Annotated in this window: 18 protein-coding genes; 10 read left to right on the top strand and 8 right to left on the bottom strand. The window is 63.4% G+C overall.

What is annotated here, in order from left to right; translation table 11 throughout:
* From PCO31010_RS23355 to PCO31010_RS23380, 6 genes are all read right to left on the bottom strand, one after another.
* Positions 1 to 927, bottom strand: a complete 927-nt coding sequence (locus PCO31010_RS23355; protein ID WP_150666363.1) for a formyltransferase — start codon at positions 925 to 927, stop codon at positions 1 to 3.
* Positions 924 to 1,958 (bottom strand): glycosyltransferase, encoded by a 1,035-nt coding sequence (locus PCO31010_RS23360; RefSeq protein ID WP_150659211.1) that lies wholly within the window; start codon positions 1,956 to 1,958, stop codon positions 924 to 926. Before PCO31010_RS23360 ends, PCO31010_RS23355 begins: the two co-directional genes overlap by 4 nt.
* Positions 1,955 to 3,121: a DegT/DnrJ/EryC1/StrS family aminotransferase gene (locus tag PCO31010_RS23365; RefSeq protein ID WP_150666364.1), complete on the bottom strand. Its 1,167-nt coding sequence runs from the start codon at positions 3,119 to 3,121 to the stop codon at positions 1,955 to 1,957. Before PCO31010_RS23365 ends, PCO31010_RS23360 begins: the two co-directional genes overlap by 4 nt.
* Positions 3,122 to 3,215: 94 nt before the next feature.
* On the bottom strand, positions 3,216 to 3,587 hold the full coding sequence (locus tag PCO31010_RS23370) for an SMR family transporter (protein ID WP_039398805.1): 372 nt from the start codon (positions 3,585 to 3,587) through the stop codon (positions 3,216 to 3,218).
* A 67-nt stretch (positions 3,588 to 3,654) separates the two neighbouring features.
* Positions 3,655 to 5,433 carry a glycosyltransferase family 39 protein gene (locus tag PCO31010_RS23375; protein WP_373275378.1) on the bottom strand — a complete coding sequence of 593 codons (1,779 nt, stop codon included), beginning with the start codon at positions 5,431 to 5,433 and terminating at the stop codon, positions 3,655 to 3,657.
* Positions 5,430 to 5,819, bottom strand: a complete 390-nt coding sequence (locus PCO31010_RS23380; RefSeq protein ID WP_150666433.1) for an Mth938-like domain-containing protein — start codon at positions 5,817 to 5,819, stop codon at positions 5,430 to 5,432. The genes PCO31010_RS23375 and PCO31010_RS23380 overlap by 4 nt, the downstream gene beginning before the upstream one ends.
* A 359-nt stretch (positions 5,820 to 6,178) precedes the next feature.
* On the opposite strand from PCO31010_RS23380, the gene PCO31010_RS23385 reads away from it, so the two are divergent.
* From PCO31010_RS23385 to moaE, 6 genes are read left to right on the top strand one after another with little or no spacing between them, the layout of a single operon-like run.
* Positions 6,179 to 7,405: a pyridoxal phosphate-dependent aminotransferase gene (locus PCO31010_RS23385; protein ID WP_174985086.1), complete on the top strand. Its 1,227-nt coding sequence runs from the start codon at positions 6,179 to 6,181 to the stop codon at positions 7,403 to 7,405.
* A 37-nt stretch (positions 7,406 to 7,442) separates the two neighbouring features.
* On the top strand, positions 7,443 to 8,753 hold the full coding sequence (locus PCO31010_RS23390; protein ID WP_150666365.1) for a homoserine dehydrogenase: 1,311 nt from the start codon (positions 7,443 to 7,445) through the stop codon (positions 8,751 to 8,753).
* 37 nt (positions 8,754 to 8,790) lie between these two features.
* Positions 8,791 to 10,257, top strand: a complete 1,467-nt coding sequence (gene thrC, locus PCO31010_RS23395) for a threonine synthase (protein WP_150666366.1) — start codon at positions 8,791 to 8,793, stop codon at positions 10,255 to 10,257.
* Positions 10,258 to 10,316: 59 nt separating this feature from the next.
* Positions 10,317 to 11,528 carry a molybdopterin molybdotransferase MoeA gene (locus PCO31010_RS23400; RefSeq protein ID WP_150666367.1) on the top strand — a complete coding sequence of 404 codons (1,212 nt, stop codon included), beginning with the start codon at positions 10,317 to 10,319 and terminating at the stop codon, positions 11,526 to 11,528.
* 47 nt (positions 11,529 to 11,575) lie between these two features.
* Positions 11,576 to 11,836: a molybdopterin converting factor subunit 1 gene (gene moaD, locus PCO31010_RS23405; RefSeq protein WP_039398793.1), complete on the top strand. Its 261-nt coding sequence runs from the start codon at positions 11,576 to 11,578 to the stop codon at positions 11,834 to 11,836.
* 36 nt (positions 11,837 to 11,872) lie between these two features.
* Positions 11,873 to 12,337: a molybdopterin synthase catalytic subunit MoaE gene (moaE, locus tag PCO31010_RS23410; RefSeq protein ID WP_150666368.1), complete on the top strand. Its 465-nt coding sequence runs from the start codon at positions 11,873 to 11,875 to the stop codon at positions 12,335 to 12,337.
* An 86-nt stretch (positions 12,338 to 12,423) separates the two neighbouring features.
* On the opposite strand, the gene PCO31010_RS23415 is transcribed toward moaE, so the two are convergent.
* A complete protein-coding gene (locus tag PCO31010_RS23415) occupies positions 12,424 to 12,951 on the bottom strand; it encodes a group III truncated hemoglobin (protein WP_246184747.1) in 528 nt (175 codons plus the stop codon).
* Positions 12,952 to 13,256: 305 nt separating this feature from the next.
* Here PCO31010_RS23415 and clpB point away from each other — a divergent pair, with 305 nt between their 5' ends.
* The 4 genes from clpB to PCO31010_RS23435 all read left to right on the top strand — a co-directional run bounded on the left by clpB (position 13,257) and on the right by PCO31010_RS23435 (position 18,846).
* Positions 13,257 to 15,884: an ATP-dependent chaperone ClpB gene (gene clpB / locus PCO31010_RS23420; protein WP_150666369.1), complete on the top strand. Its 2,628-nt coding sequence runs from the start codon at positions 13,257 to 13,259 to the stop codon at positions 15,882 to 15,884.
* Positions 15,885 to 16,177: 293 nt separating this feature from the next.
* Positions 16,178 to 16,768: a DUF2306 domain-containing protein gene (locus tag PCO31010_RS23425; protein WP_150666370.1), complete on the top strand. Its 591-nt coding sequence runs from the start codon at positions 16,178 to 16,180 to the stop codon at positions 16,766 to 16,768.
* 8 nt (positions 16,769 to 16,776) lie between these two features.
* Positions 16,777 to 17,967: a sensor histidine kinase gene (locus tag PCO31010_RS23430; protein ID WP_174985089.1), complete on the top strand. Its 1,191-nt coding sequence runs from the start codon at positions 16,777 to 16,779 to the stop codon at positions 17,965 to 17,967.
* An 18-nt stretch (positions 17,968 to 17,985) separates the two neighbouring features.
* Positions 17,986 to 18,846, top strand: coding sequence for a LytR/AlgR family response regulator transcription factor (locus PCO31010_RS23435; protein WP_150666372.1), 861 nt, complete (start codon positions 17,986 to 17,988; stop codon positions 18,844 to 18,846).
* On the opposite strand, the gene PCO31010_RS23440 is transcribed toward PCO31010_RS23435, so the two are convergent.
* On the bottom strand, positions 18,809 to 19,708 hold the full coding sequence (locus PCO31010_RS23440) for an AraC family transcriptional regulator (protein WP_246184748.1): 900 nt from the start codon (positions 19,706 to 19,708) through the stop codon (positions 18,809 to 18,811). The genes PCO31010_RS23435 and PCO31010_RS23440 overlap by 38 nt on opposite strands.
* Positions 19,709 to 19,762 lie beyond the last annotated feature (54 nt).

Consider the following 19,762-nt stretch of genomic DNA (forward strand, 5'->3'; position numbering starts at 1 on the left):
TCAGTGATTGAGCTGGGAAAACTGTGCCGGCGCGAGAGGCTTGCCGTCCAGCGTTAGTTCATGAATGACGATGGCATTTCCGTCGCCGCAAATGCCGAGGAGCGCATTATCCACTACTTGCAGTCCGCAGGGCAAACCGGCCGGGGCGGGCGAGCGGGACAGACGAGCCTGGTTGACCACGAAACGGCGCTCGCCAACGTCGGTAAAGGCCCCCGGATACGGAGGTGCGACGGCTCGGATCAGGTTGTAGACGCTCTGCGCCGACTGCGTCCAGTCGATTCGGCCGTCTTCGGGCTTGCGCCCCCCGAAGTAGCTGCCAGCGGCGAGATCGTTGGTCAGGCGAGGGGCGGTCCCGGCGATCAGGCCCGGCAGGCAGCGCCAGAGCGTCTGCTCGGCCGCAACCGTGACCTTCTCGAACACTTCGCCCGCCGTGTCGTCCGGCAGGATCGGCACCGACGTCTGGTCGATGATCGCCCCGGCGTCCGGCTTCAGCGCCATTTCATGCAGCGTGGCACCTGTTTCCGTTTCGCCTCGCAAAACCGCCCAATTGACGGGCACGCGCCCGCGATACTTTGGCAGCAGTGAGCCATGCATGTTGAACGCGCCGCGCGGGGCGATATCCAGCACGGCCACCGGGATCATGTGGCGGTAGTAGAACGAAAAAATAAAGTCCGGCGCGATGGCGCGGATACGCTCGGCGAGCGCGGGATCGGTCGGATCCTCAGGGGTGACGACCGGGATACCGTGCTCGGCGGCGACGCCTGCGACACTGCCGAACCAGATGTTCTCGTTCGGGTTGTCCTGGTGCGTGACGACGAGCGCGACGTCGACGCCGCGCGCGAGCAGCACTTGCAGGCAGCGAACGCCGACGTTGTGATACGCGAAGACAACCGCTTTGGTTGCCGACGTTACAGACGTATTGCTCATGACGTGTGCGACCCCAGCTCGGTAGCGCCGGTGCTCAGGGTGGCGCTCTGCGAGCCCGATTTGTCGCCATGAGCAACGGGGTGAGCGTCATGCGATTCGTGGGCCTGCAACACTGCTTGCACCAGATAGCGGGGACGCTGGCGAACCTGTTGATAAATACGACCGATGTACTCGCCGAGCAGGCCCATGCCGAACAGGATCACGCCCAACAGGCAGAACGTCACGGCGAACAGGGTGAACACGCCCTGAACTTCCGAGCCGAACAGGAAACGTCGTGCCATCAGCACGACAAACAGTACGCCTGAGGCGGCCGACAGCGTGATACCCACGCCCGAGAGCCATTGCAGCGGTACGACCGAGAAGCCGGTGACCAGATCGAAGTTCAGGCGAATAAGCGCATAGAGCGAGTACTTCGACTCTCCGGCAAAGCGCTCTTCGTGGGCGACGTCCACTTCCGTCGGGTTTTGGGCAAACGTATAAGCCAGCGCCGGAATGAAGGTGTTGATCTCGCGGCACTGATTGACCGTATCGACGATGTGGCGGCTGTAGCCGCGCAGCATGCAGCCCTGATCGGTCATGCGAATGCGCGTGATGCGCTCGCGCAGACGGTTCATGGCGCGCGAGGCGTTACGGCGGAACCACGTGTCCTGACGGTTCATACGCACCGTGCCCACGTAGTCGTGTCCTGCGGCGAGTTGCGCCACGAGCTTGCCGATTTCTTCCGGCGGGTTCTGCAGGTCGGCGTCGAGCGTAACGACCCATTCGCCGCGTGTGTGCTCGAAGCCCGCCAGAATGGCCATGTGCTGACCGTAGTTGCCGTTGAACAGCACCACGCGCGTCACGTCCGGGCGCGCGCGATATTGTTCGGCAAGCATGGCCGCCGAACGGTCGCGGCTGCCATCGTTGACGAACACCACTTCGTAGGTCACACCCAGCTTATCGAGCGCCGGGTAAAGCCGTGCGAAGAGGGCGGCGAGGCCAGCCTCTTCGTTGTATACCGGGATGACGACGGAGAGTTGTGGTCGATTCATTTTTTGTAATCAGCGCAAATAGCGTTTACGGCTTCGCAGACGCGCGCAACGTCGGCATCCGTCATGGCGGGGTATAGCGGGAGCGTCAGGATGGCGCGGCCCAGACGTTCCGTATGCGGGAACTGGCCTTCCTTGAAACCCAGTGCACGATACATTGTAAACAGGTGGATGGCGGGGTAGTGCACACCGCTGCCGATGCCGCGCGCCTTCAACTGTTCCATGAAGCCCGCACGGTCAATCGTGAGCTGCGCCAGCGGCAGTTCGATCTGGAACATATGCCAGTTCGAATTCGTGAAATCGGCGCGCGGCAGGCCCACACCCAGCGCAACGGCGGCACCGCCCGCGAGCTTGTCGAAATACTGGCGTGCCAGTTCGGTGCGGCGATTGTTGAATGCTGCCAGATGCGGCATCTGGCCGAGGCCTACACGCGCGGCCACATCCGTCAGGTTGTACTTGCCACCCAGCACGTCGACATCCATGCCGTCGAGACCGAAACGAGTCACGCCCTGCAGACGGTACTTCTCGGCAAGACGCGCTTCGTCGTCGGTGTTGAACACCAGCGCGCCGCCTTCGATGGAGGTGAGGTTCTTGTTCGGGTGGAAGCTGAACGAGACGAGATCGCCAATCGAGCCGATGCGTTTGCCGTTCCAGCTCGCGCCCATGGCCTGAGCGGCGTCTTCGACCACGCGCAGCTTGTGGCGGCGTGCGATGTCGTACAGGCGGTCCATGTCGACCGGCAGGCCAGCGAGGTAGACGGGGATGATCGCGCGGGTCTTGGGCGTGATCGCCTTCTCAAGCAGGTCGAGGTCGATATTGCGCGTGGCGGGGTCGACGTCGACGAAGACCGGCGTGGCGCCCACTTCGAGAATGACGTTGGACGTGGCGACCCACGACAGCGGCGTGGTGATGACTTCGTCGCCGCTTTGCACGCCGGCGATGCGCAGGCCGATTTCGAGTGTGGCCGTGCCCGAATTGAAGACGCGCACCGGACGTCCACCGAAATATTCGGAAAGCGCCTTTTCAAAGGCCTGTACTTGCGGCCCCGAGGTGATCCACCCCGAGCGCAGCACTTCGGTCACGCCGGCGATCGTTGCTTCGTCGATGCTCGGCCGCGTGAACGGGATGAACGGTTGATTCGGTTGGGAGGTTGCCGAGTCGCTCATGATGTATGACTAAGCCTCAAAATAGCTCGAATGTGCATGGAAAACGCGCAGGCCCTGTGGGATGCGCGTACGGCGATTTCCTCGGACGCCAGACTTAGCTGCGCGCCAGAATATAAACACCCACAAGAATGATGCCGATGGCCACCACGCGCTGCATCGACAGCGTTTCGCCGAACAGATACCACGCGGCGAACGCGTTCACGACATAGCCCAGCGAGAGCATCGGGTAGGCAATCGAGACTTCGACGCGTGAGAGCGCCAGAATCCAGACGACCACGCTGATGGCATAGCAGACGAGCCCGCCCATGATCGGTACCTGCGTGGCAAGTTTGATACCGATGGGCACAATGTTGGCGCGCGTGAATTCCAGGGCGCCGATGGCATTGGCGCCCGCTTTGAGCAACAGCTGGGCGCACGCGTTGAGCAGCACGCCGGTGAGAATAAGGGAAAACGTCGCGAGATTCATGGAACGTTTGTGAACGTTTGTGAATAATTATGGATACCGCAAATAGTCTCGGGAAACCCCAAGCGCGCTATTTTACGTTGTCTTCGGGCTGCGGTTTCGAGATTACGACACGGCGGGCGTCGCGCGCGACGATACGCATCGGCAAATGCGCCGCTTCGAGCTTGGCGAACGTGTCCGGATCGACCAGCGCGAGCGCCTTCGGATCGGCGCGCCAGCGTGCATAGAAGTCGTCGAGCGTCGGCACCCATTTCTGTGGCTCCTGCTTCACGCCGAATTCCAGTTCGTCCGGGTGTTGCACCATGATCATCGTGTGCCCGAGGTAGTAAGGCATGGTGTGATCGAGCACATTCACCGAATAGAACGGCACGTTCGGCCCGAGGCGCTGCATCTCGGCTTTGACGGCGGGCACGAGCAGTACGCCGGTGCTCTGGCGTCCGAAGACTTCATGCCCCATCCCCCCGATGGTCACGAGCAGCAGCATGCCTGCGGAGAACGCCAGCAAGGCGCGACGGGCGCTGTGGCGCGCGAGACGCCACGCAACCAGCGTGCCGACGAGACCGGCGCCCACGGCGAAGTACAACCAGACCTGGAAGGCCTTGTACAGCTCGTTGGGGTTGCGCACGCTGCCGGCGCGTCCGGCAAAGATGGCAACCATCACGAGCGCGGCAATCAGAAAGACGGCATAGCCCGCCATGTGAACGCGCACCGTATCGCGGCGCAATTGCGCCAGATACAGCCCGAACAGGAGCGCCATGGCCGGGGCGATCGGCAGCAAATACGAAATCAGCTTCGAGTGCGACGCACTGAAGAACACGAAGATGAACACCGACCACACCCACAGCAGGGCCGTCGGGGCGAATCCGTTGGGCTGGCGCGGCATGCGTAGCGTAGCGCGCACGGTGCCGGGCAGAATCGACAGCCACGGCAGGAAGCCGACGATGAAGACCGGCACGAAATACCACGGCGCGCCGTCGCGGTTGTGGCCCTCCATTGCGAAGCGGCGGAAGTGTTCGTTGATGAAGAAGAAGTCGAAGAACTCGGGGTTGCGCATCTGCACGAGCACGAACCACGGTGCGGCAACGGCAAAGAAGACGATCAGGCCGCTGCCCAGATAAAGACGTCGCCACAAGGCCCAGTCGCGCGTGACGAGCGTATACAGGACGAGAACGGCCCCCGGCAGCACAATGCCGACGAGGCCTTTACTCAGTACGGCCAGCGCCATGGCGGCCCAGCACAGCCACATCCAGCCGCGTACGGCGGAGCGTTCGAGTCCGGGGCGTTGCGCGAGCAGCAGCGCACACAAGGACAACCCCATGAAGAACGACAGGCCCATGTCGAGCACGTTGAAGTGCCCGAGCAGCGACCACAGGGGGGCTGCGGCCAGTGCAGCGGCGGCGAACAGGCCCACGCGGGCGTTGAATACGCGCCGACCCGTGAAGCCGACCATCAGCACGCCCGCAAAACCGGTCAGTGCCGTCCAGAGACGGGCCTGCCACTCGCCCAGCCCGAAGGCGGCGAAGGTAAGCGCGTTCATCCAGGTTTGCAGCGGCGGCTTCTCGAAGTACTTGTAGCCGTTGTAGCGCGGCGTAATCCAGTCGCCGGTCGTCCACATTTCGCGCGCCATCTCGGCGTAGCGGCCTTCGTCGCTGGCAATCAGGTGACGATAGTCGAGCACGCCGAACCAGACAAGCGCAAACGCCAGGAGCAGCAGCCAGAAGGCGGCCGGGGACAGCGGGTAGGCGGCGGACGGTGTGCCGGAGGCGGAAAGCGTGGGCACAGGAGGCGGAGGAGGCGGCGTGATCGTGTCTGCGGCCATCAGGCCGGGAGCGAGCGGGCGGCGGCTCACTCAGTCGCCTCGGTTTCGATGAGCACCGCGAGGACGACGCGACGCCCCTCGGTCATCAGAATGTTGTACGTGCGGCATGCAGCCTGCGTGTCCATGGAATCGACGCCGACCCGCTGGCTCGTCAGGGCCGTGGTCAGACGCGGGTGGGCGAAGCGAAGGCGCTCGCCGCTGCCGAAGATAACGACTTCCGGTTCGCGCGCGCGCAGCTTGTCGAAGTGGGACGCGTCGAGCGCATCGAAGCGCGACACTGCCCACGGCGTCACTTCGCCCTCGGGGGCGATGATCACGCTGTGGTCGTAACGAACCTTGTTGACTTCGACATAGCCGGGGCCGTAGCCGGTGACCGTGTTCAATGCCGCTTGTGACGGATCTTGATGCAGTTTCACTTTCGGAGATTCCCTACCCAGTGGTGGCTGAGCGATCGGCAGATCGTGTAACGGGCGGGCATCTTGCCCTGCGTGCCGCAAACCGTCAATGATGCATTGCCGAAGTCTGTCATAATTGGCTAAATTATAGCTTTTTGCCGTACGCAGCACGGCAAAACCGTTGCAGTGCGGCATTTGTTACGCCGAATCCGGGAAAAATGCGGTGTCATGTGCGTTTTGCGCGCGCATTTATCGCACGCCGACGCACCGATCGACCGATTGATCGTACGCGCTCGATATTTCCCGCGGGTTCGCCGTGCGTTCCCGCCTGCTGCCGGCCCGTCCGGATCCCTGCGCCGCCCGTCAAGACCACAACCGCCGTGAAACCGATCCTCAAATCGCAGAAATTGCAGAATGTCTGCTACGACATTCGTGGGCCCGTGCTCGAACATGCCAAGCGCATGGAAGACGAAGGTCATCGCATCATCAAGCTGAACATCGGCAATCTGGCGCCGTTCGGCTTCGAACCGCCTGACGAGATCGTTCAGGACATGATCCGCAATCTGCCGAACTCGGCCGGATATTCGGACTCGCGGGGGGTGTTCGCGGCGCGCAAGGCGATCATGCACTACTGCCAGCAAAAGCGCATCAAAGACGTTCAGCTCGACGATATCTACCTCGGCAACGGGGCGTCCGAACTGATCGTGATGGCCATGCAGGCGCTGCTCAACGACGGCGACGAAGTGCTCGTGCCCGCGCCTGACTATCCGCTGTGGACGGCCGCCGTCAGCCTCTCGGGCGGCACCCCGGTGCACTACATCTGCGACGAGCAGGCCGACTGGCAGCCGGATCTCGCGGACATCCGCAAGAAGATCACGCCCAACACGCGCGCGATTGTCATCATCAACCCGAACAATCCGACCGGCGCACTGTATTCGGACGAACTCCTCAAGGAGATCGTCTCGCTCGCCCGCGAACACAAGCTGATCATTTACGCCGACGAGATCTACGACAAGATCATCTATGACGGCGAAGAGCACACGTCTATCGCCTCGCTTTCCGAAGACGTGCTCACGATCACCTTCAACGGCTTGTCCAAGAGCTATCGCGCGTGCGGCTACCGCGCAGGCTGGATGGTCGTGTCGGGCGACAAGCGTCCGGCGCGCGACTATATCGAAGGGTTGAACATTCTCGCTTCGATGCGCCTGTGCCCGAACGTGCCCGGTCAGTACGCCATTCAGACGGCACTGGGCGGCTATCAAAGCATCAAGGACCTGATCGTGCCGGGCGGACGCCTGTACGAGCAGCGCGAGATCGCCTACCGCATGCTCACCGACATCCCCGGTGTGACCTGCGTGAAACCGAAGGCGGCGCTGTATTTGTTCCCGCGTCTGGATCCGGCGGTGTACCCCATCGCCAACGATCAGGACTTCATTCTCCAGTTGCTGCTCGAAGAAAAGGTCCTGCTGGTGCAGGGCAGCGGCTTCAACTGGATGCACCCCGACCATTTCCGCGTAGTGTTCCTGCCTCACGAGGGCGACCTGGAAGACGCCATCAGTCGCATTGCCCGCTTCCTGGACGGTTATCGCCGTCGCCACGGCAAGTGATGCGCGCCAACCGATTCCGACTTTTGAGTAAAACTGCATGAAACCGATCAAATTGGGCCTGCTGGGCCTGGGCACCGTAGGCTATGGTGCCTTCCAGGTACTGGCTCGCAACCAGGAAGAAATCCAACGTCGCGCCGGCCGGGGTATCGAGATTACGAAGGTCGCGGTGCGAAATGTCGAACGGGCCAAGGGGCTTGTGGGCCACGCGGCGGTCGTCACGGGCGATCCGTTCGAGGTCGTGAACGATCCGGCCATCGACGTCGTGGTCGAAACCATCGGCGGCTACGATCTTACGAAGGAACTGGTCCTCAAGGCGATCGAGAACGGCAAGCACGTGGTCACCGCCAACAAGGCGTTGCTGGCCGTGTACGGTAACGAGATCTTCGCCGCCGCCCGCAAAGCCAACGTGATGGTGGCGTTCGAAGCGGCTGTCGCCGGTGGGATTCCGATCATCAAGGCGCTGCGCGAAGGCCTGACGGCCAACCGCATTCAGTGGATCGCCGGGATCATCAACGGCACCACGAACTTCATTCTCTCGGAGATGCGCGACAAGGGCATCGACTTCGACGTGGCGCTCGCCGACGCACAGCGTCTGGGCTACGCAGAAGCCGATCCGACGTTCGACATCGAAGGCGTCGACGCCGCCCACAAGCTCACGCTGATGAGCGCCATTGCGTTCGGCGTGCCGGTGCAGTTCGACCGTGCCTACGTCGAAGGCATCACCAAGCTGTCGGCGCTCGACATCAAGTACGCCGAGGAACTCGGCTACCGTATCAAGCTACTGGGCATTACGCGTCGCGCGGAAAACGGCATCGAACTGCGCGTGCACCCGACGCTGATCCCGTCCAAGCGCCTCATCGCCAATGTGGAAGGCGCGATGAACGCCGTGCTGGTGCAGGGCGACGCCGTAGGCGCCACGCTCTACTACGGCAAGGGCGCAGGCGCTGAGCCGACGGCGTCGGCCGTGGTGGCCGACATCGTCGACGTGACCCGTCTGCAGACGGCCGACCCGGAGCATCGCGTACCGCATCTGGCGTTCCAGCACGACTCGCTGTCCGACACGCCGGTGCTGCCGATCGACGAAGTCACGACGAGCTACTACCTGCGTCTGCGCGTGGTGGACCGTGCCGGTGTGATGGCGGAACTCACGCGCATTCTGGCGGACCTGGACATCTCCATCGACGCGCTGCTGCAAAAGGAATCGCGCGAAGGCGAGCACCAGACCGACATCATCATCCTGACGCACCAGACGCTGGAGAAGCACATCAACTCGGCCATCGCGAAGATCGAGGCGATGGACACGGTGCTCTCCAAGGTCACGCGCATCCGTATGGAAGCGCTGAGCTGAGCGGCACAGGTAACCGATACGACAGGACACGATCCCAATGAAATACATCTCCACGCGCGGCGCGGGCCTGACCTCTGGCGAACCGCAGTCGTTCTCCAGCATTCTGCTCGGCGGCCTTGCTCCGGACGGCGGTCTTTATCTGCCGACGGAGTACCCGCAGGTGACGGCCGACGAGCTGCGCGCCTGGCGCCAGCTGTCGTACGCCGAACTGGCCGCCAAGGTGCTGGCCAAGTTCGCGGGCGACATTCCGGCCGAGATCCTGGTCGATCTGACGAAGCGTACGTACACCGCCGAGGTGTATCGCAACGTGCGTTCAGGCGAAGACGCCGCGGACATCACGCCGTTGCTGCCGTTAGGCGTTGAGGGTGACACGCAGTTGTCGCTGCTCGCGCTCTCGAACGGCCCGACGCTGGCGTTCAAGGACATGGCCATGCAACTGCTTGGCAACCTGTTCGAATACGCGCTGGCGCAGCATGGCGACGCGCTCAACATTCTCGGCGCGACCTCCGGCGACACCGGCAGCGCGGCAGAATACGCCATGCGCGGCAAGGAAGGCATTCGCGTCTTCATGCTCTCGCCGGCGGGCAAGATGAGCGCGTTCCAGACGGCGCAGATGTACAGCCTGCAAGACCCGAACATCTTCAATCTCGCAGTCGAAGGGGTGTTCGACGACGCGCAGGACATCGTCAAAGCCGTCTCGAACGATCACGCCTACAAGGCGCGCTACAAGATCGGCACGGTCAATTCGATCAACTGGGCGCGCGTCGTGGCGCAGGTCGTGTACTACTTCAAGGGCTATTTCGCGGCCACGGGCGGCAAGTCCGGCCAGGATGACGAAGTGTCGTTCACGGTGCCGTCGGGCAACTTCGGCAACGTCTGCGCCGGTCACATCGCGCGCATGATGGGTCTGCCGATCCGCAAGCTGGTCGTGGCGACCAACGAAAACGACGTGCTCGACGAGTTCTTCCGCACCGGCCGTTACCGCGTGCGCAAGTCGGCCGAGACGTTCCACACGAGCAGCCCGAGCATGGACATCTCGAAGGCTTCGAACTTCGAGCGTTTCCTGTTCGATCTGCTGGGCCGAGATGCCACGGCAACGGCCGATCTGCTCAAGAAGGTCGAGCGCGAAGGCGGCTTCGATCTGTCGGGCAGCGAGGCGTTCGCGCGCGTCGCGAAGTTCGGTTTCGTGTCGGGTCGCAGCACGCACGCGGATCGTCTGGCGACGATTCAGGACGTGGCCAAGCGTTACGACGTGGTCATCGATACGCACACCGCCGACGGCGTGAAGGTCGCGCGCGAAGCGCTCGAACCCGGCGTGCCGATGGTCGTGCTGGAAACCGCGCAACCGGCGAAGTTCGCCGAAACGATTCGCGAGGCGTTGCATCGCGAGCCGCCGCGTCCGGCGGCCTTCGAGCAGCTGGAATCGCTGCCGCAGCGCTTCGAGACCGTGCCGAACGACGTGGAACGCGTGAAGGCCTACATCGCCGAGCACACAGGCCTGTAGGACGGTGCTTCGCCTTCTGCGCGCTTTTGCGTTTATTGACTGACTCCCGGGCCATTCGCATGCTGAGTACACAAGAAGCCCTCGACGCCGTGCTGGCGGCGGCGCGCCCGCTCAACGAGCGTGAGACGGTCGACACGCTTGCGGCCAACGGCCGGGTGCTGGCGGCCGACGTCGTCGCCACGCTCGACGTCCCGCCGATGGACACGAGCGCGATGGACGGATACGCCGTCCGCGCTGCCGATCTGACGGGCGACGCCACGGTGTTGCCCGTCTCCCAGCGTATTCCCGCCGGGCACGCGCCCGAGCCGCTCGCCAGCGGCACCGCGGCGCGCATCTTCACGGGGGCGCCGGTGCCTCCGGGCGCCGACGCCGTTGTGATGCAGGAGCAGTGCGAAACGCGTGAGGACGGGGCAGTCGTGATTCGTCACACCCCGGATGCAGGCGAGTTCGTGAACCGTCAGGGTTCGGACATTCGTCGCGACAGCGTGGTGCTGGCGGCCGGTACCCGGCTGCGCGCGCAATCGCTGGGACTGGCGGCGTCCGTCGGCATCGCGAAGCTTCAGGTGGCAAGGCGTTTGCGCGTCGCTGTGTTTTTCACGGGCGACGAGCTGACGATGCCCGGTGAGCCGTTGCGTGCGGGCAGCATCTATAACTCCAACCGCTTCGTGCTGCGCAGCCTGCTGGAGAATCTGGGCTGCGAGATGACCGATTACGGCATCGTGCCCGACAACCTGGCGGCCACGCGCGCGATTCTGCGCGACGCCGCTCGCGGCAACGATCTGATCATCACGTCCGGCGGTGTGTCGGTGGGCGAGGAGGATCACGTGAAGCCAGCGGTGGAAGCCGAGGGGCGCCTGAACCTGTGGCAGATCGCGCTCAAGCCGGGTAAACCGCTGGCGTACGGCGAGGTCAACCGCATGGGCGGCGGCACGGCGCACTTCATCGGCCTGCCGGGGAATCCGGTGTCGAGTTTTGTGACGTTCCTGCTATTTGTGCGGCCGTTCATTCTGCGTTTGCAAGGAGTGACGGACGTGACGCCGCGCCGCATCGCGATGCGCGCCGATTTCACACAGAAGAAGGCGGATCGCCGCAACGAATTCGTGCGGGCACGCCTGAACGATCAGGGCGGTCTCGACGCCTTCCCGAACCAAAGCTCGGCAGTCCTCACCTCGACCGTATGGGGCGACGGCCTCATCGACAACCCGCCGGAACACCGCATCGAAGCTGGGCAGACGGTGGCGTTCCTGCCGTTCTCCGACCTTCTATATTGAGAGACAGATGCGTGGCACGACGTCCCGTGCCATGCATCGGACAGACTATGCAGATCGATCTTCGCTTTTTCGCCAGTGTCCGTGAGGCGCTCAACGTCGCCGAGGAGCGCGTGGACGCGCTGCCTGCCGGGATTGCCACGGTGGGAGACGTGCGGGAATGGCTGTGTGCGCGCGGCCCGGTCTGGGCCGAGACGCTCGGCCCGCAGCGCTCGCTGCGCATGGCGCTGAATCATACGATGGTGCCCGCATCCACCCGCCTGACGGAAGGCTGCGAAGTCGCGTTCTTCCCGCCGGTGACGGGCGGCTGAGCCACGCGCGCTACATAGCTAAGGAGACGTCATTCCATGCCGATTCGAGTGCAGACCGAGGATTTCGACCTGTCGGAGGAAGTCCGGCGCTTGCGTGCCGACGATCTGCGCGTCGGTGCGGTGGCGACCTTCGTCGGAACGGTGCGCGATCTGAATGATGGGAAGGACGTCTCGCGCATGACGCTCGAACACTACCCGGGCATGACGGAGAAGGCGCTGGAGGCGATTGTCGTGCAGGCGCGCGAGCGCTGGCGCTTGTTCGACGCGCTGGTGATTCACCGCTACGGCGACCTTGGGCCCGGCGATCAGATCGTGCTGGTGGCGGTCACGTCGGCGCACCGGGGCGACGCCTTTGCCGCCTGCGAGTTCATCATGGACTATCTGAAGACCGAAGCGCCGTTCTGGAAGAAGGAATCCACGCCGCAAGGCGAGCGCTGGGTCGACGCTCGCGAGACCGACACGGCCGCCCGCGAGCGCTGGACGAGCGGCGAGAAGTCCTGATTTCACCTTCGGAGGCCGTCAAGCCTCCAATTTCCTCGCGTACGTCAAATAACGTCGCCGAAATGCTCTGATTTTCGTCGATCGTATCAATCGTGCTGCCGAGTCGGCCGTCGTTGCTTGATGCTGTCGAGCAAGGCGCGCTGCGCGGGCGGCAACGTGTATTCCCATCCGAACAGGTTCAGTTGAAGGCTCTCCGCGATGCGGATGGCCGGTTCCGCGAAGGCGAACGCCGCTTGCGGCTCGAACAGCTTGTCGAGCGTATCGAAGAAGAGCGCAAGCCAGCAGCTGAAGTGCTCGCCACTGAGATGCCCGAAAGGCTGATGCGCCTGCGTCACATTGCCGCGGTAACGTTTGGCACCGAGCACGATGCTCGACCAGAACGCGACCATCTTTTCCAGATGCATGTCCCAGCGGCCTTCGAGGGCCTGCCGGAATACCGGGCCGAGCAGATCGTCGTCGCGAATGCGTCCGTAGAACGTGTGGACGAGCAGGCGTACGGCGTCCTCGTCGATATCGGCAATACGGGCGGCCGGGGCCGTCGGCCATTCCAGTGGGTCGATGGCGGGCTGGCCGGCAGATCTTACGGTCGTCGGAAGCGTGGAATCGGCGGACATTTCGGCGGGTGGAGGGGCCGACAATGGTGTCATACGGGCTGTTCAGGTGCCCGGATGACGCATGGTGCGGCGTGCTGAAAGTAGCTATTATGAGCTTCAAACCCGGGCGTGTCCTGCGGTTGTCCCAACGCACCACGCGTCCGGCGCAGGGCGGCGATTCCGTCGTCTTCCCCGCCCGGCAAGCCTGAAGCCGGCGTCTCGTCCGGCGTTGCGCGAAATGTCAATCGTCGCGCTGTAATGCCCCTTGAAACCACAGGGGCTTGTCCGCACATCCGATCCAGAGAGATTTCTTACCGGAGCACTAGATGCGACAAGACAAATTCACCACGCAGTTCCTGGAAGCGCTGGCTGATGCCCAAAGCATGGCAGTCGGTCGCGACCAGCAATACATCGAACCGCTGCACCTTCTCGCCGCGCTGATCGCACAACCCGAGGGCGCTGCGCGCTCGTTGTTGCAGCGCGCAGGCGTGCAGGTTCAGCCGCTGGCGCACGACATCGAAACGGCCATTGCGAAGTTGCCGCAGGTGCAGGGCACCGACGGCAACGTGCAGGTCAGCCGCGAACTTGCGGGCCTGCTCAACCAGGCCGACAAAGAAGCGCAGAAGCATGGCGACAGCTACATCGCCAGCGAGATGTTCCTGCTCGCGCTCGCCGACGACAAGGGCGACACGGGCAAGCTCGCGCGCGGCCGTGGCCTCACCCGTAAATCGCTGGAAGCTGCCATCGAAGGCGTGCGCGGTGGTGCATCCGTCGACAGTCAGGATGCTGAAAACCAGCGTGAAGCCCTCAAGAAATACACGCTCGATCTGACCGAGCGCGCCGCGTCCGGCAAGCTCGATCCGGTGATCGGCCGCGACGACGAAATTCGTCGCACGATCCAGATCCTGCAACGCCGTACCAAGAACAACCCTGTGCTCATCGGTGAGCCGGGGGTGGGTAAGACGGCCATTGTGGAAGGGCTCGCACAACGTATCGTCAACGGCGAAGTGCCGGAGTCGCTCAAGAACAAGCGCGTGCTTGCGCTCGACATGGCCGGACTGCTGGCCGGAGCGAAGTTCCGCGGCGAGTTCGAAGAGCGCCTGAAGAGCGTGCTCAACGACATTGCCAAGGACGAAGGCCGCACGATCCTGTTCATCGACGAAATTCACACGATGGTCGGCGCAGGCAAGGCCGAAGGTGCGATGGATGCGGGCAACATGCTCAAGCCTGCGCTTGCGCGCGGCGAGTTGCATTGCATCGGGGCCACCACGCTCGACGAGTATCGCAAGTACATCGAGAAGGACGCCGCATTGGAGCGTCGCTTCCAGAAGGTGCTGGTCGAAGAGCCGAGCGTCGAAGCGACGATCGCGATCCTGCGCGGTTTGCAGGAGAAGTACGAGCTGCACCACGGTGTGGAGATCACCGACCCGGCCATTGTTGCGGCGGCTGAACTCAGCCAGCGCTACATCACCGATCGCTTCCTGCCGGACAAGGCCATCGATCTGATCGACGAAGCTGCGTCGAAGATCAAGATGGAAATCGACTCGAAGCCGGAAGTGATGGACAAGCTCGACCGTCGTCTCATCCAGTTGAAGATCGAGCGCGAAGCCATCAAGAAGGAAACGGACGAAGCCTCGCAAAAGCGCCTGGCACTGATCGAGGAAGAGATTTCGCGCCTGGAGCGTGAGTACGCCGACCTCGAAGAAGTGTGGACGGCCGAGAAGGCGGCGGTGCAGGGCAGCGCGCAGGTCAAGGAAGAGATCGACCGCGTGCGTGCCGATATCGCCAAGCTGCAACGCGAAGGCAAGCTCGACAAGGTGGCCGAGTTGCAATACGGCAAGCTGCCGCAGCTCGAAGCGCAGTTGAAGGACGCCGACGCCGCCGAAGCGGCAGGTCAGCAGTCGCAGCCGCGTCTGTTGCGCACGCAAGTGGGCACGGAAGAGATTGCGGACGTCGTCTCGCGCGCCACGGGCATTCCGGTGTCGAAGATGATGCAGGGCGAGCGCGAGAAGCTGCTCAAGATGGAAGACAAGCTTCACGAGCGCGTGATCGGACAGGACGAGGCCATTACGGCTGTGGCCGACGCCATCCGTCGTTCGCGTGCGGGGTTGGCGGATCCGAACCGTCCGTACGGTTCGTTCCTGTTCCTCGGGCCGACCGGTGTGGGCAAGACCGAGCTGTGCAAGGCGCTCGCGATGTTCCTGTTCGATTCGGAGGATCACCTCATCCGTATCGACATGAGCGAGTTCATGGAGAAGCACAGTGTGGCGCGTCTGATCGGGGCGCCTCCGGGCTACGTCGGGTACGAGGAAGGCGGTTATCTGACGGAAGCCGTGCGTCGTAAGCCGTACAGCGTGATTTTGCTCGACGAAGTCGAGAAGGCGCACCCGGACGTCTTCAACGTGCTGCTGCAAGTGCTGGACGATGGCCGCATGACCGACGGTCAGGGACGTACCGTGGACTTCAAGAACACGGTGATCGTGATGACGTCGAACCTCGGTTCGTCGATGATTCAGTCGATGGTGGGCGAGCCGCAGGAGCGGATCAAGGACGCTGTGTGGACGGAGATCAAGGATCACTTCCGTCCGGAGTTCCTGAACCGGATCGACGAAGTCGTCGTGTTCCACGGACTCGACCAGAAGCATATCGAGTCGATTGCGACGATTCAGATCGAGATCCTGCGTCAGCGTCTGGCGAAGCTCGATATGAATCTCGAAGTCACCAAGGCGGCGCTCACGCATGTGGCGCGCGAAGGCTTCGACCCGGTGTTCGGGGCACGACCGCTCAAGCGTGCGATCCAGCAAGAGATCGAGAACCCGGTCGCCAAGCTGGTTCTCGCAGGCACGTTTGGCCCGAAGGACACGATCCCAGTCGACTGGCGCAATGGCCGCTTCACCTTCGATGGCGAGACCGCCGCGCAGGTGAACAAGGCGACCGAGGCCGCCGCCGAGTAAGCCTCACCGGCTGGCGGTCCGAATCATCCCCGCGTTTCGAAAGAGGCGCGGGGATTTTTTTCGTGCGTGAGGCGATGCGTCGTCCTGTCACAATCGTCGGCGAAAATGCGCGACCACCGCGTCGTCTCGTAGGTGGTCGTGGGGGGCGTGACAATGCGCGCGCCATTCGCGCCACCATTCGCGCTGGCGAGGCTGCGGTTGGCGTCGACGGCAAACCGTTCGTCGCAAGCGGGCTGCGAGGCGCGCGGTGCTTGCTTATCGTCAGGTCATGATTCGAACCCTGTGAGGACGTCATGACGACGATAGTATCGATCCACGTGGCGGTAGCGACGGCCGCCGTCTTGTTAGGCACGGGCATTCTGCTCATGCGGCGCGGCACGCCCCGGCACCGGTGGGCGGGACGCCTGTGGGTGTCGGCGATGACGGCGACGGCCGCGACGAGCTTCGGCATCCGGGAGTTGGGTCGCGGCAACTTTTCGTGGCTGCATGCGCTTTCGGCGTACGTGCTGGTCGGGCTGGCGCTTGCGGTACTGGCGATTCGGCGCGGCGACGTGATGGCGCATCGGCGGCAGATGATGGGGCTGTTTACCGGGCTGGTCATCGCGGGCGTCGCGGCTGTGGCGGTGCCCGGGCGCACGCTCAGCAACGCGTTCGCGCAGATGTGGCAACATGATGCACGGCCGTTAGGGACACTAGAACAGACGCATAGAGAGACGCTGGCTGACGGGCACAGTGACGGGATTCACCAGGTGCAAAACGATGCACCAGCCCGAGCGCACGACGAGACAGCTGATAAAGCACCCAAGCGGCCGAAGTCCGGGCAGGGCCTGCTCGCCATGATCGCAGGATCGGGCTGGAGCGAAGCCGGAGGCGCACAACAATGACGTCGACCATGAAATCATCGCAATCCGCTCAGGCCGCTCAGGCCGCGCAGGCGGGCCGCGTCATCGAGACGCGTGGCCTGTGGCTTCGATTTGCGCGTGAACTCGTGGGTGTGCTGCTTTTCAACACGGCCATCGCGCTGGCGCTCTGGTTCATCGGCTTCGGCGGCTCGTTCATTCAGAATCTGGTCTTTGCGCAGTGCATCGGCATTGCCATCACGGTGTTTATCGACGGCGGACGTCGGTTGATCTGGCGCGATGCGCGACCGTCGATGGCGGGGTTCCTGCTGCTCGTCGCGTTCGGTTGCGCAGCTGGTCTGGCGCTCGGCATTGCGATGGGGACGATATTGCTGGGTCTGCCGATCGCGATGTGGCGTCCAGTCAACGGCCATTCGATGCCCATCGTTTTACTGATCGCGCTGATTGCGACGGCGATTGGCAGCTATCACGGCTGGTCGCGCGCGCGCATCGCACAGTTGAGTGAGGAGACGGCGCATCAGGCGTTGCGCGAAGCCGCAGCCGACCGTCAACTGGTGTACGCGCAACTGCAGACACTTCAGGCGCAATTGGAGCCGCACTTCCTGTTCAACGTGCTGGCAAATCTCGATTCGCTGATCGCGAGCGACCCGGCCCGGGCGCGTGTACTGCTCGGCCACCTGAATCGCTTCTTGCGTGCGTCGCTGGCGGCGACCCGCTCGCAGACCACGCCGCTCGCAGACGAGTTTGCGTTGCTTGAACCGTTACTGGCCATCCAGCAGGTGCGCTTCGGTGAGCGTCTGCGTTACACGTTCGATTTGCCTGACGAATGCCGTGCTATGCGTGTGCCTCCCATGCTCGTGCAGCCGCTGGTGGAGAACGCGGTGAAGCACGGCGTCGAACCGCTGTCGGGTGGTGCGCGCGTGGCGGTGAGCGCGTGGTGCGAACGGACGGCCTCCGGCATGGACCAGATCGTGGTGCGCGTGACGGACGACGGTGCAGGCTTTCCCGTTGAAGGTACGAATACTGGCGGCGATGCGGCGGAACGTACGTTCGGCATCGGCCTGACGAATATCCGGGAGCGCCTGCGGGTGCTCTACGGCGACGGCGCACGACTCACGCTCACCGAGGGCGTACCGCGAGGCGTCGTTGCCACATTGCGCTTGCCTGTGGCATCGCCCGGGCAGGGAGCCGAAACGGGCAGCGCAAATGGCAGAAGTTTCTAGTCGCAGAGAGTGGAGTGCATGACATCCCCCGTCGCCCTGATTGCCGAAGACGAACCGTTGCTCGCCGACGCGTTGCGCGCCATGCTCGCGCAGGCATGGCCCGAGTTGCAGATGTTGCCCGTCGCACCTGACGGCACGTCGGCGATTGCGGCCATCGCCCGGTCGCAACCGGACGTGGTGTTTCTCGACATCTCAATGCCGGGTGCGACCGGCATCGAGGTTGCGCAAGCGTGTGCGCGATTGAGCCGTCCGCCTCAGATCGTGTTTGTGACGGCGTTCGACCGGTTCGCGCTGGACGCCTTCGACGCGGCGGCCGTCGATTACCTGCTCAAGCCGGTGGCGCCGGAGCGTCTGGCCCGGACGGTCGCGCGTGTGCGCGAACGGCTGGCCGCGCCGACGGGCGATACGCTCTCTAAGTTGTTGACGACCTTACGTACCCATCTGGACGCGGGAGAGGGGCGGCTGTCTGATTCAGCCCGGAGCGCGCCTGCCGGACAGGTGAGTCAGGCGGGACAGGCGGGTCAGGCGAGTCAAAGCGGACAGAATCCCCGCGAGTATCTCCAGTTCGTGCGTGCGTCGGTGCGCGACGAGATTCGGATCGTGCCCGTCGAGGAGATTTGCTTTTTCGAAGCGGCGGACAAGTATGTCCTGGTGGCGACGGTCGAAGGCGACCTGCTCATCCGCACGAGTCTGCGCGAGCTATTGCCGCAGCTCGATCCGTCGCGATTCTGGCAGGTGCATCGCAGCACCGTCGTCAATGTGGGGGAAGTCGTGAGCGCGCAGCATACGCCGCTCGGACGTCTGACACTCAAACTCAAACGCCGCAAAGACCGCGTGGCGGTCAGTCGTCAGTACGCTCATCTGTTCCGACAAATGTAGTGTCGGGGGCGGTGGCGAAGAAGTCGGTCGGCGTACGTCCGAAGGTGCGCTTGAACATCGCGGAGAACGCGCTCTGACTCCGATAGCCGAGTTCGCGCGCGATACGCGAAAGCGGATAGCCCTTGGACGCGAGCGGAATCGCCTGCGCGAGCAGCGCCTGCTGACGCCATTGCACGAAACTCATATTCAATTCCTGACGGAACAGACGTCCGATCGTGCGCGGGCTGGCACCGGCGAAGCGCGCCCATTGATCGAGCGTCCAGGCGCGGGCCGGATCGGCGAGCATGGCCGTACATAACGTGAGCAGGCGCTTGTCGCGGGGAAGCGGGACTTCCAGTGGCAGCGGGGAGGCGCGTCGCAGTTCGTCGAGAATCAATGCGCCGAGCAGTTGCTCGCGCGGCGGGTCGAGATCGGGGCCCGGCACGTCGATGGCGGCGATCAATTCCCGCAGCAGCGCGGAGACCTCCACCACGCGACATTGATCGAGACCCGAGGGGATCACGTCGGGATGCACATACAGCGTGCGCAAATACGACGGCTCGTTGACGAGCAGGCTGTGTTCGATGTCAGGTGGAATCCAGATTGCACGTGAAGGCGGCACAATCCACGCGGCGTCGGCCACGGCGATCTGGATGACGCCTCGTGGGGTGTAGGCGACTTGTGCCCACGCGTGGCGATGATTCGGAACACGGATGCCATCGCGCAACGGCCGGGCGCGCAGGCGCACCGGGCGCGACGGTGTCGGCGTGAAGGTGTCCGGTACGACGTAGTTGTCGAACTCGGCCTGAGTGGCGGGCAGGGGTTCGAGGCCCGGCGGCTCGGCATCCGTCGGACCGGCTGGCGCAGACATAAGCGTCGGCATGACGTGTGATGGGGACAATTGGAATTTTGTAAGTGTAAACTCGTTGCCTGTCAC

It is taken from the genome of Pandoraea commovens, from assembly GCF_902459615.1.
GTDB lineage: Bacteria > Pseudomonadota > Gammaproteobacteria > Burkholderiales > Burkholderiaceae > Pandoraea > Pandoraea commovens.